Below are 18,114 nucleotides of genomic sequence, written 5' to 3'. Positions count from 1 at the left end.
AGACGGTTATGAAGAGGAAACAGCCTTTAGGTCGCACCATCGCTCTTGCTCTCGCCTTGGCCACAACGGCGCTTTCCATTCCCGCGCAGGCGGCCTCGTCCAAAGCGATGAAGGCGCAGGTCGCCGCCGGGGTCGAGGCGCAGGCCAAGCAGATCCAGGTCATGGTCGACCAGGTGTTCAGCTTTGCCGAGCCGGGTTTCCAGGAAGTCCGCACGTCGGAATATCTGGCGAAGATATTGGAGGATAATGGCTTTATCGTGACCCGCGGGGTCGCAGGCATCCCTACCGCCTTCACCGCGACCTGGGGGGAAGGTGGCCCGCTGATCGCGCTGGGCAGCGACATAGACGATCTGCTGGGCGTATCGCAGATGCCAGGGGTTGCGACCGTCAAGCCGATCATCGCCGGTGCGCCGGGCCATGGCGAAGGGCATAATTCGGGTATGCCGATGATGATCGCGGCGGCGCTCGCGGCCAAGAAGGTGATGCAGGACAACGGGATCAAGGGGCGGCTGATGCTCTGGCCCGGCGTCGCGGAGGAACTGCTCGCGACCAAGGCCTTCTATGTGCGCGCGGGCCTGTTCAAGGATGTCGACGCCTGCATATTCGGCCATGTGAATACCGGCTTCGGCACGGCTTATGGCGACCTCGGCCTCAACGGCATGGTGTCGGTCGAATATGCGTTCAGCGGCAAGACCGCCCATTCGGCCGCCATGCCATGGGAAGGGCGCAGCGCGCTCGACGCGGTTGAGTTCATGGATGTGGCCTGGAATTTCCGGCGTGAACATCTGCCGCTCAGCCAGCGGTCGCATGACGTCATCACCAATGGTGGCGGCCAGCCCAATGTGGTGCCTGACAAGGCGTCGGTCTGGTATTATTTCCGCGACAAGGATTTCGCGTCGGTCCGCGCGCTCTACGAAACCGGGACCAGCGTTGCGGAAGCGGCGGCGCAGGCGACCGGCACCAGCGTCAAGCGCACCATATTGGGTTATGCCGCGCCCAATTTCGGCAACAAGCCGATGGCCGAAGCCGCCTATGCCAATATCAAGGCCGTGGGTATGCCGACCTGGTCGGCCGCGGACCAGGCCTTCGCCAAAGCGGTGCAGGAGAATAATCATCTGAAGCTGCAACCTCTCGCCACCAATGTCACGCCGCTGTCGACGCCTGAGACGCGCGGCGCGGGCGGCGGTTTCGGGGCTTCCGACGATATTGGCGACGTGATGTGGAACGTGCCGACCATCACTATCGGCTATCCGGCCAATATCCCGAATATCATCTTCCACCATGCCACCGCCGCCATGGCGATGGCGACGCCGATCGCGCACAAGGGGACGGTTGCAGGGGCCAAGGCGGTCGCGATGACGGTGATCGACCTGATGACCGATCCGAAATTGCTGGCCAGCGCCAAGGCCTATTTCAACGACGTGCAGCTCAAGACGCAGAAATATGATCCGGTTCTGGCGCCGGACGATCAGCCGGCCATCCATCGCAATGAGAATATCATGAAGCAACTGCGGCCGGAGATGGAGAAATATTATTATGATCCGGCCAGATATGGCACCTATCTTGACCAGTTGGGCATCCACTATGGCAACTAATCAGGGCTAGGACCGATCGACATTCAGATTAAAGCAGAAGCCTCAGCCTCATTTTCAACGTCATGCCGGACTTGATCCGGCATCCAGAGTCGCAGGCGACGCCTTTTGTGGCCCTGGATGCCGGATCAAGTCCGGAATGACGGTTTGGGAAATGCCTAAAACTATGAATGTCGATCTGGGCTAGGTGTTCCCGGCGATCGCGATCGCGATCCGCTTCGCCAATGGTCCCGATCGTCGCTCATGCCTGTTACGCTCCCCAAATTTGCGAATTGGTCGCATTATCGCTAGGTGCGATCGCGAACGAGTCGCAAAAGGGGGACGACATGAATATCCGAGTTTTGGCGCTGAGCGGAGCGGCACTCATCGCGCTGTGGCATCCAGCCGTACAGGCTGCGGAAGCTGCGGCTGCCGACGCTCCGCGCGACGAAGACCAGATCATCGTCACCGCCGCCAATGCGGGCACGAAGACCGAAACGCCGCTCATCGAACTGCCGCAGCCGATCAAGGTCATCACATCGGATCAGTTCATCTCGCAGGGTGCGATCAGCATCAGCGACACGGTCAAATATGCCGCCGGCGTTCTTGCCAATCCCTATGGCCGCGACACCCGCGTGGATGGCTTCATCGTGCGTGGTATCGACGCGCTGCAGTTCCGCGACGGTATGCGCGACATCTTCAGTTACTATGCCAGCATCACCTCCGATCCCTATAATTTCTCTCGCGTGGAAATCGTGCGCGGCCCGGCATCGGTGCTCTTCGGTCAGGGGTCGATCGGCGGCCTGGTCAACCTCGTCTCCAAGACTCCGGAATTCAAGACAGGCGGCGAACTGAACCTCGTCTATGGCAGCTATGATCGCAAGGAAGCCATGGGTGACGTCAACGTCGCGCTGGCGGATAATCTGGCTGTCCGGCTCGTTGCCCGCGTTCGCGATGCCGACACCTATGTCGACCATGTCCCCGACGACCGCAGGATGTTCGCCCCGTCGATCCGCTGGCAGCCTACGCCCGATACGGACGTGGTGCTGACTGGCCTTTACCAGAAGGACGAAACCGGATCGACCTCGCAGTTCCTGCCGATCGTCGGCACCTTCCGCCCGAACACCGCCTATCCGGCCGGCAAGCTTGATCCCTATACTTTCGTCGGTAAGCCAGGCTGGGATCGTTATAATGGCCGCTTACTCCAGGGCGGCGGTTCGATTACCCATAAATTCTCGGACAATGTACGATTGAGCCTCAAGGCCCGCTATATCGACAGCGACCTTGAATATAACACCCATTATGCCGACAGCTACACCAATCCGATCGATCCCTTCTCCGTCTATGGTACGGATGGCCGTACCATCGGCCTTTATTCCAGCGCCTCCAATGCGCGGATGAACGTCTTCTCGACCGACAATAATCTCCAGTTTACCTTCAACACCGGCGCGAATATCGAGCATAAATTGCTGGTCGGCCTCGACTATAGCTGGAACAAGGTCGCCAAGCAGGAAACCTACGGCGCTGCCGAGATCGTCGATCTCTACGACATCGATCGTGATGCGCTGGCGGCCTACAAGCCGACTGGCCCCTTCAACATTGATTCGCAGAAACAGCTTGGCGTTTATGTTCAGGATCAGATCCGTTTCTTCGACCGGGTTTCGGTCGTTCTGGGGGCCCGCCGCGACCGCGTAACTTCCTCGGCCGGCAGCACCGATCACGCCATCACATTCCGCGCTGGCATCATCGGGGAAATCGGCGCGGGCTTCTCGCCCTTTTTCAGCTATACCGAAAGCTTCCTGCCGGTCGCCGGCTCCATCGTAAACCTCGACGGCAGCATTGGCGATCCATACAAGCCCCAGACCGGCACCCAGTTCGAGACAGGGGTGAAGTGGCAACCTGCGCCCAGCACGCTCGTCACGATCACGGCCTTCCACATCAAGGAACGTAACCGTGTACTCTATCTGGCTGGCAGCGCCACGACCCAGTCGGGCGAGTTGACCACCAAGGGTTTCGAGATCGAGGCGAGCCATACCCTGCCGGGCAATTTCGAACTGCTGGCCAATTATGGCTACAGCAAGCTCAAGTCGGAGGTGAACACCAGCCTCGACTATATGCCGCGTCATACCGCCTCGATCTGGTCGACCAAGACTTTTGGCCTCGCGGACGAAGCCCAGCTTCGCCTCGGCGGCGGCGTAGTGTATAGCGGCAAGAGCATATCGACCAATGCCCTCTGGTCGATCGTCACCCCGTCGCGCACCACGGTTGACGCGCTGGCGGAGATCAATTGGCAGAGCTGGCGTTTCGCGCTCAACGCGACCAACCTTCTCAACAACAAATATTATGCGTCCTGCCTGGCGCGCGGCGACTGTTTCATGGGCGCGCCGCGCAACGTGATGGGCACCATCGGCTATCGTTTCTGACAAGGGAGAGGAATAATGATGAAATGGACTTCCGCGCTGCTGGCGCTCGCCTGCCTGCCTTCGCTGGCGCAGGCGCATGAAATCTGGGTCGAGCGCGATGGCGCCGGTCCGGCACGCATCTATCTGGGCGAACCGGGCGAAGTGCTGCCCGAAGGTGGCGATCCTGAGTTCGATCATCTCAAGGCGCCGCGCCTCGTCCCGGCCTCGCAGGCTGCGCAGGTTCGCAAGGCAGGCTATATCGAAGTCGCCGTGCCCGCAGGCGATGTGCGCGTGACCGATGACAGCGTGTTCGAACCCTGGGGTGAGGACGGCAAGAAGGAGGGCGTCATCTATTATGCCCGCGCGGGGCGGACCGAGGCGAAGGCGGTGTTGCCGCTGGAGATCGTGCCGACCGCGCCCGGTGCCGACAGCTTTACCCTGGTCCGCGACGGCAAGCCGGTGGCGAACGCGAAGCTGACCGTCTTCACGCCCGACAAATGGTCCAAGGCCTTCACCACCGACGCGCAGGGCAAGGTGGCGCTGCCGCTCAGGGAAAAAGGCCGCTACATCCTGTCGGCAACGCATGAGGAAAAGGGCGACCTGACCCTGGCCGGCCAGAAAGTCGCGACCATCTATCACATGGCGTCGCTCAGCTTCGCGAACGACTGACCCGCGCTGTCCTATCGGGACGTGCCCTGCTATGCTCCACGCTGCCGCTTTCCGATAGGATCGCGGCGGCGTAATATCATGTCAAAATCAGCGGGAAACATGCGAAGCTAAGGGGAATGCGTTGAAACGGGAGGAGAGGGTTCCGCCCGGTTCGCTTTCGCTTTCCCAATCAATCAACTTGCGGATTTCATACCCTCTTTCGTTCCCAATGGTTACGAACTGCCGATGCAGCAGCCGGTACGGAAAGGGGATCATCCGACATGATGTCATCGTTCAAGCGCCTTGCGCTCGCCTTGATGCTCGGCAGCGGCGGACAGGCTCTGGCTCAACCCGCCAACCTGCCACCGCCCGGTGGGGAAACGCCTGTCGCTTTCGATGTCCATGAAGGCACCTCCATGGCCGTGTCGGTCTCGCCCGACGGCAAATGGCTTGCGGTTGATTTGCAGGGCAGCCTCTGGATCATCCCGGCCAAAGGTGGCAAGGCGAAGCGGATCACCGACTATTTCAACGATGCGCGCCAGCCGGTCTGGTCGCCGGACGGATCGCGGCTCATTTATTTTGCCTATCGCGATGGCGGCTATGATCTTTGGACGATCAAACCCGACGGCAGCGACATGAAGAAGCTGACCGACGGCCCCTATGACGATCGCGACCCGACCTTCTCGCCCGATGGCAAGACGATCGCCTTCTCCTCTGACCGCAGCGGCAATTACGACATCTGGACGCTGGACATCGGGACCGGCGCGTTGAAGCAGATCAGCAGCAACCCGCGTGAGGACCGGTTGCCCAGTTGGTCGCCCGACGGCGCGCGCATCGCCTATTCGGGGGCGGAGGGAATGACGAAGAGCGCGATCTACGCCACCATACTCGCCACTGGTCAGGAAAGCCTGCTCAAGGAGGTAAAGGGCAAGGCTGACGCCCCTTCCTTCGGCCCGTCCGGTGAACTGGCCTATGTCGTGGCGGATGATGCTGGCAGCCATCTGGAAATCGACGGCACGCCGGTGAGCGGCAAGGAGAATGTCTTCCCCTTCCGCGTCTCCTGGGGGAAGGGTGGCTATTATTATGTCTCAGACGGCAATATCCGACGTCGCAGCGGCAACGCCCTCTCGACCGTCGATTTCGCCGCCACGCTGGAGGTGGTGCATCCGGTCTATACCCGCGCCAAGCGCGACTGGGATTCCACCGAGCCGCGCAGGGCATTGGGCATCGTCCATCCGCATATCTCCCCCGATGGCAGCCGTATCGCTTTCGTTGCCCTGGGCGACCTCTATGTCGTCTCATCCAGGGGCGGTACGCCCGAAAACCTGACGAAGGACGCCGCCCTCGACGCCGACCCTTCCTGGTCGCCCGACGGGCAGAGCATTGTCTTCAGCTCCGACCGGGTCGGCGGCCTGCCGCAACTCTGGATCAAGGATCTCAAGACCGGCAAGGACCGGCAACTCACCCATATGGATACCCAGCCGCTGGGCGCGGCCTGGTCCCCTGACGGGACACGTATCGCCTTCATCGATGTGGACGGCCGCTGGGGCGTGGCGGGCGTCTGCGTGATCGACGTCGCCACTGGCAAGGTGACGCGCCTCCAGGGTTCACTCGGCCAGCCCGGCAGTCCAAGCTGGTCGCCCGACGGCAAATATGTCGCGATCAGCCTGTCCTACAAATATTCCAACAGTTTCCGTGAGGGGACGAACCAGGTCTATGTGATCCCGGCGGATGGCAAGGGTGAACCCTTCTGGCAGCTACCCGAACCGAACATGTCGCTCGACACGCGCAGCGGCAGCGGCCCGGCCTGGTCGCCTGATGGCACCAAGATGGCGGGCATCTATGAAGGTCTGCTGAAAATCTGGCCAGTGGACAAGGATGCCAAGCCGCTGGGACCAGTGCGCAGCTATACCGTCGACACAGCCTTCTATCCGACTTGGACCGCGGATTCGGGCACAATCCTCTACCAGTCGAACGACAGGCTGAAGACGATCAATGTCGAGACCGGCGTCGTTTCCGACGTACCGATCGATCTCAGCTATCGCCTCGCCAAGCCCAGCGGCCGCACCATCATCCATGTCAGCAATCTGGTCGATTCCGTCACCGACACGACTCAGCATGACAAGGACATCGTCATCGACGGCAACCGCATCACCGCGATACGCGATCATGATCCGGCGCTGCACGGCACCGGCAAGTTCGTGGACGGGACGGGCCTCACCGCCATTCCGGGGCTGATCGAGTTCCACTCGCACGTTCAGAAGGATTTCGGGTCTAACCTGGAAAAAGCCTGGCTCGCCTATGGCATCACCACGGTTCGCGACCCCGGCACCCAGGTCTATGACGCGGTCGAGGATCGCGAGGCGGCCGAAGCGGGTGTGCGGCTCAGCCCGCGCCTCTATGTCGGCGGGCCGCTGCTCGAATGGCAGCGCGTCTACTACAAGATGGGTATCGCCGTTTCCAGTCCGGCGCATCTGGAGCGGGAGCTGGATCGGGCGCGGTCGCTCAAATATGACATCGTCAAAAGCTATGTCCGTATGCCCGACCTCTATCAGCGCCGGATCGTGGAGGCGGCGCACGCCATGGGCATACCGGTATCGGGCCACGAAATCTTTCCCGCCGCCTATACCGGCGTCGACGGCACCGAGCATATGGGCGCGACCAGCCGGCGCGGCTATTCGCCCAAGCAGGGGCCGGGCGGCATGGCCTATGAGGATGTGATCCAGCTATTCGGGCGCAGCGGCCGCACGCTCACCCCAACCAATTTCGGCGCGTTGACCGGCTATCTGGAAAAGAATCCCGACTATCGCAGCGACCCGCGCGTGAAACTCTATCCCGGTTGGGCGCAGGAAACCGTCACCGGGAACAATGATCCCATGGCGGTCTTCACCCGGCCGCTTCTGGCCGGTGGGCTGATTAGCCTCAAGAAGATGTATGACGCCGGTACATGGGTCGTGGCGGGCACCGACACGATGATCGCCACCAATCTCCATGCGGAGATCGCCTCCTATGTCGATGCGGGCCTGACGCCCTTCCAGGCGCTCCAGACCGCGACGGTCAATTCGGCCAGGGCGCTGAACCTGGAGGCGGGAACGCTGGAGGCAGGCAAGCTCGCCGACATCGTCCTGCTGGACGGCGATCCGCGCGAGAATATCGCCAATACGTTCAAGGTGCGGAAGGTGGTGGCGAACGGTGTCAGCCACGATGTCGGGGAGCTGATCGGCGACGTGGCCATGTAAAAGGCGATCGCCGCCGGGATGGGTGCCCCGGCGGCGATCATCGATATCACAGGTCGAAACGGTCGGCGTTCATGACCTTGGTCCAGGCCTTGACGAAATCGGCGACGAATGTGTCGCCCGCATCCGCTGCGGCATAGACTTCCGACAGGGCGCGGAGCTGCGAATTGGACCCGAACGCCAAATCGGTGCGCGTAGCCGTCCACTTCTCCTTGTCGGTCGCCCGGTCGGTGCCGACAAACACCTCGTCGCCCCGATCGCTGACCTCCTTCCACGCCGTGCGCATATCGAGCAGGTTGACGAAGAAGTCGTTGGTCAACTGCCCCGGCCGGTCGGTGAACACGCCATGGGGCGAACCACCATGGTTGGCGCCCAGCACACGCAGTCCGCCTACCAGCACAGTCATCTCCGGCGCGCTGAGGCCCAGCAACTGCGCACGATCGACCAGCAGTTCCTCGGTCGGTACGTTGAAGCGGACCTGTAGATAGTTGCGGAAGCCGTCGGCCCGTGGTTCGAGCGGCTCGAAGCTTTCGACATCGGTCTGCGCGTCGGTGGCGTCGCCGCGCCCGGAAGCGAAGGGGACGGCGATATTATGACCCGCCGCCTTTGCTGCTTTCTCGACACCGACATTGCCGCCCAGCACGATCAGGTCGGCGATGCTCACCTTGCCGCCAAACTCCGCCTTGATGCCTTCATAGATAGTCAGCACCCTGGCCAGTTCCGCCGGTTCGTTGACGTCCCAGTCCTTCTGTGGCGCCAGGCGGAGGCGCGCGCCATTGGCGCCACCGCGCTTGTCGGAATCGCGATAGGTGACGGCGGAGGCCCAGGCCGTCTTGACCAACTGGCTGACGCTGAGGCCGCTGGCCGCGATCTTGTCCTTGAGCGCCACGATATCCGTGTCGCTCAATGTCTGGCCTGCAGGAATCGGATCCTGCCAGATCAGATCTTCCGCCGGAACTTCCGGGCCGAGATAGCGGACCTTCGGCCCCATGTCGCGATGGGTCAGCTTGAACCAGGCGCGGGCGAAGGCATCGGCGAACTGGTCGGGATTCTTGTAGAAGCGATCGGCGATCGCCCGATAAGTGGGGTCCTCCTTGAACGCCATATCGGCCGTCGTCATCATGGTTGGCACGCGCCTGTCGGGGCTATGGGCGCCCGGCGCCATATCTTCGGGCTTCTGATCCTTGGGGCGCCACTGCCAGGCGCCGGCCGGACTCTTCACCAGCTCATAGTCATAGTCGAGCAACATGCGGAAAAAGTTCATCGACCATTGGATTGGCGTTGGCGTCCAGGAACCTTCGATCCCGCTGGTAATGGTATGGTCGCCAAAGCCGCTTTCATGACCGCTTTGCCAGCCTAGCCCTTGCTGCGCGATGTCCGCGCCTTCGGGGTCTGCACCGACTTTGGACGCATCGCCCGCACCATGGCACTTGCCGAAGGTATGACCCCCCGCAGTCAGCGCCAGCGTCTCTTCATCATTCATCGCCATGCGGCTGAACGTCTCGCGAATGTCGCGCGCGGATTCGAGCGGGTTGGGCTTGCCGCCGGGGCCTTCGGGATTGACGTAGATCAGACCCATCTGGATCGCCGCCAGTGGGCTTTCCAACACCATATTCTTTTCGGGCTGGATGCGGGTTTCATTGCCTTCCTGGCCGACCCAATACTCTTCCGTGCCCCAATAGATGTCTTTTTCCGGCTCGAACACATCCTCGCGTCCGCCACCGAAGCCAAAGACCGGGCCACCCATCGATTCGATCGCGACATTGCCGGCCAGGATCATTAGGTCCGCCCAACTCAGTTTACGGCCATATTTCTGCTTGACCGGCCAGAGCAGGCGGCGCGCTTTGTCGAGATTGGCATTGTCCGGCCAGCTATTGAGGGGAGCGAAGCGTTGCGTGCCCGATGATGCGCCGCCGCGTCCGTCGCCGGTGCGGTAGGTGCCAGCGGAGTGCCAAGCCATGCGGATGAAGAAGGGGCCATAATGGCCATAGTCGGCCGGCCACCAGGACTGGCTGTCGGTCATGAGCGCTGTCAGATCCCGCTTTACAGCGGCGAGATCAAGGCTGTTGAATTCCTTTGCATAATCGAAGCTGTCACCCAGCGGATCACCGGTGCGGCCATGCTGGTGGAGAATATCCAGCGATAGCTGGTTGGGCCACCAGTCCCGATTGGTTCTTCCTAGCAGGGTTCTCAGCGCCACCGGCTCCTTGGCCGGGTCGTTCAGGGGACTTCCGCTCGTCTTCGCGTCCATGGATCGACTCCTCTCATTGGTCAGCCGCTACCCTCCGGCCGCCGGGAACTTATAGGCCCGCATCCCGCTGCTCCGGAAATTGGAAAATCCGCTGACAGTTACAAGGGGAGCCATTGAACCGGCGACGTCATTTGAATGCGACTCGCCGCATCCTCGGCAATGGGAGCATCGATGGCATCCGGCCGATCGCCTCACGCAGGCTTTAGAAAATATCATATTTTCAAGTTGTTATGTCGATCGATGCGAATCCTTTCGTCGTGCATCAGGCTCATTCTGGCCGCGTGAAGAAACAGTGCCTTGACAAAGTGGGGCAGTTTTTTCCAAATAACGCAATTGAAGTTCAATATGTGGAATATTGGTAAAAGGGAGGATATCTGGTGCGGTTGCGACATGTGAAACTGGCCTCAATTTCTTATGCGGCGCTGGTGGCTGTGATGCCGCTCGCAGCATTGGCGCAGGACGTCGCGCTGCCGCAGAGGTCGCAAGAGGCAGATGCCGACACAGCGGACATCGTCGTGACGGGCATTCGCAGCAGCCTTCAAGGGGCGCTCAATGCCAAGCGCAATGCGCCGCAGGTGCTGGACGCGATTTCCGCGGAGGATATCGGCAAGTTTCCGGACAAGAATGTCGGCGAAGCGCTTCAGCGCGTGACCGGTGTGCAATTGACGCGATCCGACGGTGAAGGGTCGGGCGTCACCATTCGCGGTGCTGATCCGTCGCTGAACCGCGTTGAGATCAACGGCACCACCGCGCTGTCAACCACCGTCGGTGGCGGCCGCGACGTGGATTTTCGCGATCTACCCTCTGAATTCGTCAACCGCCTGGAAGTGGTGAAGTCCGCGACCGCAGACATGACCGAAGGCGGCGTGGGCGGCACGGTGCGCGTCATCACACGTCGTCCGTTCGACAATGGGGGCAAGCCCTATCTGGCGGGTTCCGCCCAGGCTATCTATGCCGACATCGGCGACCATATGGACCCGCGCCTCGCCGTCATCGGGAGCGATACTTTCGCCAACGGCACGCTGGGTATTCTGGTGTCGGGTACGTTCGAGAACCGTAATGTCGAAAGCCATCAGGCACGCACCACCGGTTGGGTGCAGCTCAAGGATGCAAGCGGAACAGTTTATGACCTGAACAATGACGGCATGGGCGATTTCTTCCCCGACATCCCGCGCTATGTCATAAACCGGCTCGAAACCCGTCGTTATGCGCTGAACGGCATCCTCGAATGGCGACCCAGCGACGACTTCAAGGCTTATATAGAGAGCAACTGGACCCGGTCGAACCAATCGGTAACGTCGCAATATCTGCAAACCGGCACCAGTGGCGGTATAGTGGACACTGCCAATACGATCATTGGTCCGGACAATACCGTCCAATATCTGGTTATGACCAATAATGAGTCGAAGCCACAAACCCAGCAACTCGGCGTATCCTATCGCAATATATTGGGCGATATCCGGCGAACCACATATAATATCGCGCTGGGCGCTGATTGGACCACCGGCAAACTGACGCTGACCCCAAAAATCTCGCTGTCCAAGGCGAAGGCCTATAATAACGAGATTAACGCCACGGCGGCTGTCACCGGCATGGACAGCCTGATTGTTGATTATCGTAACGGCCAGAATGCACCGCAGATCATCCTGCCCAATAATCCCACCACCACGGCCGGCATCAACCAGCTCACCGTGCTGCGCCGTCCGCGCTATGACGACCAGACCGAGAAGATGGGTAAGCTGGACGCGGAATATAAACCTGATGGCGGTCCGTTCACATCATACAAGATTGGCGGCCAGTATCGCGACCTGGTGGTGAAAAGTCGCTTCTACAATAGGTCGACCGTGCTTAACGGCTTCAGTGATCCGGCGGTTCAGGCGCGGATCGACAGCATCGTTGGCACCAATGCGGCGCTGGGCACCTCGCCCTTCTTCAATACGGGCGATCTGGGTTTTACCGGCGATTATAATGGCTGGCTCAACATGACGCAGGGCGTTGCCGATGCTGTGGGCGTGCCCGATCCCTTCGACGCACAAGTGTTCACCGACACCTGGCGCGTGGGTGAGCGCAACATCGCCGGCTATGCGCAGGCTGCCTTCGCTGTTGATGTCGGCCCGGTTCCCGTCAGCGGTGTCATCGGCGCGCGCGTGGTCAATACCAAGGTGAACACGTCGGGCTATCTGAGCGCTGGCGGGGTCATCTCGCCGGTTTCCTACGATAGCGACAACACCGAATTCCTGCCGTCGATCAACCTGAAGGCGGAACTGATCCCCAACAAGCTGATGGCACGCGCCACGGCAACCGAAGTGATGGCCCGTCCGCTGCCGCAGCAACTGGCGCCGCGCTTCACACTGGATGTCGTGGGCCTGTCCGGATCGCGCGGCAATCCGTCGCTCCAGCCTTTCCGCGCCCGTCAATATGATGCGGGGCTGGAATATTATATCAACAAGACCAGCTTTGCGTCTGTGACCTATTTCCGCAAGGAAATCAGCTCGTTCATCCAGAATACGACCGAACGCTATGTTGCCCCCGATCAAACGGTTTATAATATCACCGTACCCACCAACGGCTCGCAGAAGGTGACGATCAACGGTGTCGAGGCGGGCGCGCAACTGGCGTTCGACTTTATCAGTGTGCCGGTCCTCAAGCAGATGGGCATTATCGCCAACTACACCTATTCGAAGGATAGCGGCTATGAAGGGAAGGATGTGTTCACAGGCGAATCCCTGCCCTTCCAGGGTCTGTCGCGTAACGCCTACAATATCTCGGCCTATTATGAGGATGATGTCGTCAGCCTGCGCGGCGCCTATAATTGGCGGTCCAAATATCTGATCGTGGCGCAGGGTCGCGGCAACAATCCTGAGTTTGGCGAAGCCTATGGCCAGTTGGACGCCTCGCTCAATATCACGCTGATGCCGGGCGTGGCCTTTTTCCTCGAAGGCGTGAACCTGCTTGATGCCACGCGCAAGGAGAATGCGAACAGCGTGTACCGTCGCACCATCATCGAAACCTTCGGCCGCAGGGTCTATGGCGGCGTTCGCCTGAAGCTGTGATCCCGATGGGATTGAATCGCCGGGCGCTGCTCGCCGCGCTGACCGCTCTGCCGGTCGCGGCACGGGCGCCCGGTCGCATCCTTCATCGCGACGATTTCCGCCACGGCCTCAAGCAATGGCGGATCGAAGCGGCGGGGGAGGCGCGGGTGCAGGCGGCGGGCGGCGTGCTCGACATCGATACGCCCGCCGGCCTTACCCTGTGGTTCCTGCCCGAACTGATCGGTCCGGTTGCGATCGATTATGAGGTTCGGGCGGTAGCGCAGGGTGGCCCCGATGATGAAGTCAGCGACGTCAATGCCTTCTGGATGGCGACCGATCCCGTCGCGTCTAAGGGTTCGGTTCTGGCGACCCGCCGCAGCGGTGTGTTTGAGGAATATGACACGCTGCGCACCTATTATGTGGGCATAGGGGGCAACCGCAACACGACCACGCGGATGCGCCGCTATGTCGGCAAGGCCGGTGAGCGCCCATTGCTGCCCGAACATGACCGGCTGGCCAAGGCGGACATGCTGGTGCCCAATCGCTGGTTCCGCTTGCGCCTGATCGCGAATGGTCAGCGGATTGCGGTGGAGCGCGACGGCGCGCCGCTGTTCAGCATGAGCGATGATGATCCCTATCGACGCGGCCATTTTGGTGTGCGGACGACGCAGAGCCATATCCAGCTACGCAATTTTTCTATCAGTCGGGTGTAGGCCGGAAAGCAAAGGAAGGGGCATGAACGAGCATCTGACGATAGGGCGGCGGGATATGCTGCGCCTTGGCCTTTTGGGCGGCGCGGCCATGATATTGCCGCCTGGGGCCTTGGCTGCAACTCGGCCTGTTGGCGCTGTGCCGCGGACGCCGGCGCGTTGGATCGATGGAGACGCACCTTCGCTGAGCCTGGGGCAGACCTTTGGCGTGCCTTGGCCGCGTGGCGCGGTACGCGCCAATGCGCCGCTCAGCCTGCGCGCGACGGACGGCATGCCGCTCGCCTCGCAACATTGGCCGCTGGCGACCTGGCCCGACGGTTCGCTTAAATGGTCTGCTCATGCGCTACCAGCGGGGATAGCCCAACCTTCTGGTCTGGAGGTTGTGCCAGGCAAACCGCAGGCGCCTGCAATGCCCGTGTTGCTGCGCGAAAATGCAAATGAGGTCGAGATCGTCAGCGGTACGACCCGTTGGCGCATCCCGCGCAAGGGCAATGCCATCATCACTGGCGCCTGGTCCGGCGATCGGCAGGTGATGGGTGCGCTGTCTCTTGTAGCCAGCGTCGATGATGCGCCAGAGAATGGCCGCCGCACCCTCTTCACCGGTCGGATCGACGGGCTGACGGTCGAACAGAAGGGGCCAGTCCGCGCCGTCGTCAAGCTGGAGGGCGTACATGAAGGGGAAGGGCGGGCGCTATTGCCCTTCACCCTGCGTCTCTACGCTTATGCCGGGGGCGATCATCTCCGCATCGTTCACAGCTTCATCTTTGACGGCGATCCGGCCAGGGATTTTGTCAGCAGCATTGGCCTGAGCGCCGCAGTGCCGATGGCTGGTGCGCCGCATGACCGCCATGTCCGTCTTGCCACGGCTGCGGGCAGCCTCTTTTCCGAAGCCGTGCGGCCGCTCACCGGCCTGCGGCGCGATCCCGGTGCGGCGGTGCGGGGTGCGCAGATCGCCGGCAAGGCGGTTGCGCTGGAGAGCATCGCAGCCGGTGTCCGCCCGCTGCTCGATCGCATCCCGACCTGGAGTGACTTCACGCTCAGTCAATTGACGGCTGACGGTTTTTCGATCGCCAAGCGCACCGAGCCGGGCCATGCCTGGGTCGATTCCACTGCGGGAACCCGTGCGTTAGGGTTGGGCTATGTCGGATCGCCCGTGGGCGGTATTGCGATGGCAGCCCGCTATTTCTGGCAGCGTCACCCCGCGCAGATCGATATTCGCGGCGCGGCAACGGATGAAGCGGCGCTCAGCCTCTGGCTCTGGTCGCCCGATGCCAAGCCCATGGACATGCGCCCTTATCGCGGCGTGCTGGGGATGGAGGGTTATGACGCCCAAAATGAAGGGCTGGCCATTACCTATGAGGATTATGAACCCGGTTGGGACAGCGCGACGGGTGTCGCCCGCACCAGCGAACTGACGCTCTGGGCCTGCGCCGCCACGCCGGAAGCCGAGCGGCTTTCCGCCATGGCGCAGGCCAATGCGGTGCCGCCGCAATTGATGGCGACGCCCGAACGCATCCATGCGGCGGGCGTCTTCGGTCCTTGGGGCCTGCCCGATCGCTCCTCGCCGATGAAGGCGCGGATCGAGGACCAGATCAGCAATCTTGCCGCTTTCTACGAGGGCGAGGTCGATCGCCGCCGCTGGTATGGTTTCTGGAACCATGGCGATGTCATGCACACCTATGACAGCGACCGGCATCAGTGGCGCTATGACATTGGCGGTTATGCCTGGGACAATAGCGAATTGTCGCCCGACCTTTGGCTCTGGCTGACGGTGCTGCGATCGGGTGATCCTAAGCTGTTCCGTTTCGCCGAAGCGATGACCCGCCATACTGGCGAAGTCGATGTCTATCATCTCGGTCGCTTCAAGGGACTGGGCACCCGCCATGGCGTTCAGCATTGGAGCGACAGTAGCAAGCAACCCCGCGTCAGCAATGCCATCTACCGGCGGATCTTCTATTATTTGACCGCTGATGAACGGGTCGGTGACCTGATGCGCGACTTGCTCACATCCGATCAGGCGCTGCGCCATGTCGAGATCGGCCGCAAGGTGCCGGGCGCCGAGCGCAAGCCGCTGTCCGAAGGCATCATCGATTTCAGTTTCGGCACCATGTGGTGTTCGGTCGCGTCGGCCTGGCTGACGGAGTGGGAGCGGACTGGCGACAAAAAATGGCGCGATCGGCTGGCTAACGGCATGGACAGCATCGGCCGTTTGAAACGGGGCTGGCTGGCGGGCGGCGCGCCCTATGATCTGGCGACCGGTCGCTTCCTTGGGGAAGGGGACAAGATCGGCATTTCCCACCTTAACGCCGTGTTCGGGGCGCTGGAGGTCAATGTGGAACTGCTTCAATTGATCGAGCTGCCGCATTATCGCAAGGCATGGCTCGATTATTGCCGCTGGTTCAATGCGCCCAAAGCGGAGTGGGAGGCTGCGTTCCATGAGCCGTATAGGGGACGCAATCTGCGCGAAGGCCATTCGCGCCTTACCGCCTATCTTGCCCATGAAACCGGTGACGCGACACTGGCGCGTCGGGCCTGGACGGAGTTTCTTTCCGGGGATGCGGGCCTGGGTCTGTCGCAGGGCGATCCGCGCGTGACGCTGACGGGAGCGAAGGTCATCGCCCCGACGGTCGAATGGCCCCATGTCTCCACCAATGCAGCGGCCCAATGGGGACTCGCCGCGATCGAAAATCTGGCGCTCATCCCCGATGCGGTGCCGGCGCAGGATTGAAGAGAGGATAAGAGGATGAAGAGCGGCATTTCGGTTCTGGCGTTGCTGGCGCTGGCCTGGGGCGGCACGGGGGCGGCCAGGCCAGTGAAGCAATGGACCGATGCGCTGACGGGGCATGAGATCGTCCAGATCACCGACCAGCCCGGCAGCGCAGCCAGCCTCTATTTTCACCAGAACAGCTATACGCCGCAAGGCGACAAGATGGTCATCTCGACGCCCGAAGGGATCAGCGTCGTGACCCTGGCCGATTGGAGCATCAAGCCGCTGGTCAAGGGCGCGAACCTGCAACTGCTCTTCACCGGTCGCAAGACGCGCAGCGCCTATTATGCCAGCCGCCGACGCGACGATGGGGCAGGCGCGATGACCATTTTCGCTGCGGACATCGACAGCGGCAAGGTCCGCAGCATCGCCACCGTGGCGAAGGGATCGATCGGGTCGATCAATGCCGACGAAACGCTGCTGCTCGGCCAATGGGCAGCGAGTGACAAGCCGCTCCAGCCCGACGGCACGCAAAAGGGGAAGCAGCCCGAAATCAAGCAGCAATTTGGCCAGGCTAACTATGCCGCCCTGGGACCGGACGGCAAACCGCTCAGTTTCGCCGAAGCGAAAGAGGTGCGCCTCAACGAACGGCTGGAAGCGAAGATTCCGATGGAGATATTCACCATCGACATTCGCACCGGCGAACGAAAGGTCGTGGTGGCCTCGACCGACTGGCTGAACCATGTCCAGTTCTCGCCGACCGATCCCGGCCTCATCATGTATTGCCATGAAGGGCCGTGGCACAAGGTCGACCGTATCTGGACCATCCGCACCGACGGGACCGGCAAGCAGCAGATTCACAAGCGCACCATGAACATGGAGATTGCCGGGCATGAGTTCTTCTCGCCCGATGGCAAGTGGATCTGGTACGATCTTCAGACGCCGCGCGGCGAAGTGTTCTGGCTGGCGGGCTATGAACTGGCGACTGGACGGCGGACCTGGTATCATGTCGATCGCAACATGTGGTCGGTCCATTATAACCAAACTCCTGATCTTCAGCGTTTTTCGGGCGACGGCGGCGATAGCGAGATGGTCGCCCATGCGCCGGACGGCAAATATCTCTACCTGTTCACGCCCAAGGCGATTCCGGACGTGGCGGGCATTCATGCCGACAATGCAGCCGACTTGATCGCGCCTGGCACGCTGGATGCGGAAAAGGTCGTCGATATGCGTCGTCATGACTATCGGCTGGAGCCGAACATCACCTTCACGCCGGATGGCCAGTGGATGATCTTCCGTTCGAACATGGACGGCAGCAATCAGGTCTATGCCGTGCGCGTCGCGCGGTCGGCCATCGCGCCGCAATAGGCGTCACAATTTAGTCATTGCCATCAGTGCCCGTGCAAGTCGGACCTTGTGCGGGTGATGACTGGTGCTGCGCGTAATTCACCCAATATCGGGGGACTCGCAGGGGCGCAGGCCGGTAGCGGCGGGCGCAATGCAGCGTAACATTTCCAATATGACGCAATGTTGCGATATGTTCTGTAACCTTCTGAA

The 18,114-nt window shown here is 61.3% G+C and carries 9 protein-coding genes; 8 read left to right on the top strand and 1 reads right to left on the bottom strand.

All coding sequences use genetic code 11. The features are described from left to right. Positions 1-8: 8 nt before the first annotated feature. From MOK15_RS17765 to MOK15_RS17750, 4 genes are all read left to right on the top strand, one after another. Entirely contained in the window at positions 9-1,595 is a 1,587-nt protein-coding gene (locus MOK15_RS17765; protein WP_242933052.1) for an amidohydrolase, read from the top strand. A gap of 323 nt (positions 1,596-1,918) precedes the next feature. Then, complete coding sequence (locus MOK15_RS17760) at positions 1,919-3,994, top strand: TonB-dependent siderophore receptor (RefSeq protein ID WP_242933051.1); 2,076 nt, start codon at positions 1,919-1,921, stop codon at positions 3,992-3,994. A gap of 15 nt (positions 3,995-4,009) precedes the next feature. Continuing rightward, positions 4,010-4,642 carry a DUF4198 domain-containing protein gene (locus MOK15_RS17755; protein ID WP_242933050.1) on the top strand — a complete coding sequence of 211 codons (633 nt, stop codon included), beginning with the start codon at positions 4,010-4,012 and terminating at the stop codon, positions 4,640-4,642. Between the two features lie 260 nt (positions 4,643-4,902). Further along, entirely contained in the window at positions 4,903-7,860 is a 2,958-nt protein-coding gene (locus tag MOK15_RS17750) for an amidohydrolase family protein (RefSeq protein ID WP_242933049.1), read from the top strand. 46 nt (positions 7,861-7,906) lie between these two features. Here MOK15_RS17750 and katG read toward each other — a convergent pair whose 3' ends face one another. Beyond that, positions 7,907-10,108, bottom strand: a complete 2,202-nt coding sequence (katG, locus tag MOK15_RS17745) for a catalase/peroxidase HPI (protein WP_242933048.1) — start codon at positions 10,106-10,108, stop codon at positions 7,907-7,909. A 377-nt stretch (positions 10,109-10,485) separates the two neighbouring features. Between katG and MOK15_RS17740 the strand changes: the two genes are divergently transcribed. The 4 genes from MOK15_RS17740 to MOK15_RS17725 are packed head-to-tail and all read left to right on the top strand — an operon-like array spanning position 10,486 to position 17,925. Next, positions 10,486-13,161 carry a TonB-dependent receptor gene (locus tag MOK15_RS17740; RefSeq protein ID WP_242933047.1) on the top strand — a complete coding sequence of 892 codons (2,676 nt, stop codon included), beginning with the start codon at positions 10,486-10,488 and terminating at the stop codon, positions 13,159-13,161. 5 nt (positions 13,162-13,166) lie between these two features. Beyond that, on the top strand, positions 13,167-13,853 hold the full coding sequence (locus MOK15_RS17735) for a DUF6250 domain-containing protein (protein ID WP_242933046.1): 687 nt from the start codon (positions 13,167-13,169) through the stop codon (positions 13,851-13,853). A gap of 22 nt (positions 13,854-13,875) precedes the next feature. After that, positions 13,876-16,578, top strand: a complete 2,703-nt coding sequence (locus MOK15_RS17730; protein WP_242933045.1) for a Tat pathway signal sequence domain protein — start codon at positions 13,876-13,878, stop codon at positions 16,576-16,578. Positions 16,579-16,593: 15 nt separating this feature from the next. Then, positions 16,594-17,925 (top strand): oligogalacturonate lyase family protein, encoded by a 1,332-nt coding sequence (locus tag MOK15_RS17725; protein WP_242933044.1) that lies wholly within the window; start codon positions 16,594-16,596, stop codon positions 17,923-17,925. Positions 17,926-18,114: the final 189 nt, after the last annotated feature.

Origin of the sequence: Sphingobium sp. BYY-5, from assembly GCF_022758885.1 — a bacterium.
Taxonomy (GTDB): Bacteria; Pseudomonadota; Alphaproteobacteria; order Sphingomonadales; family Sphingomonadaceae; genus Sphingobium.
This window is presented reverse-complemented; position numbering and strand designations above follow the sequence as displayed.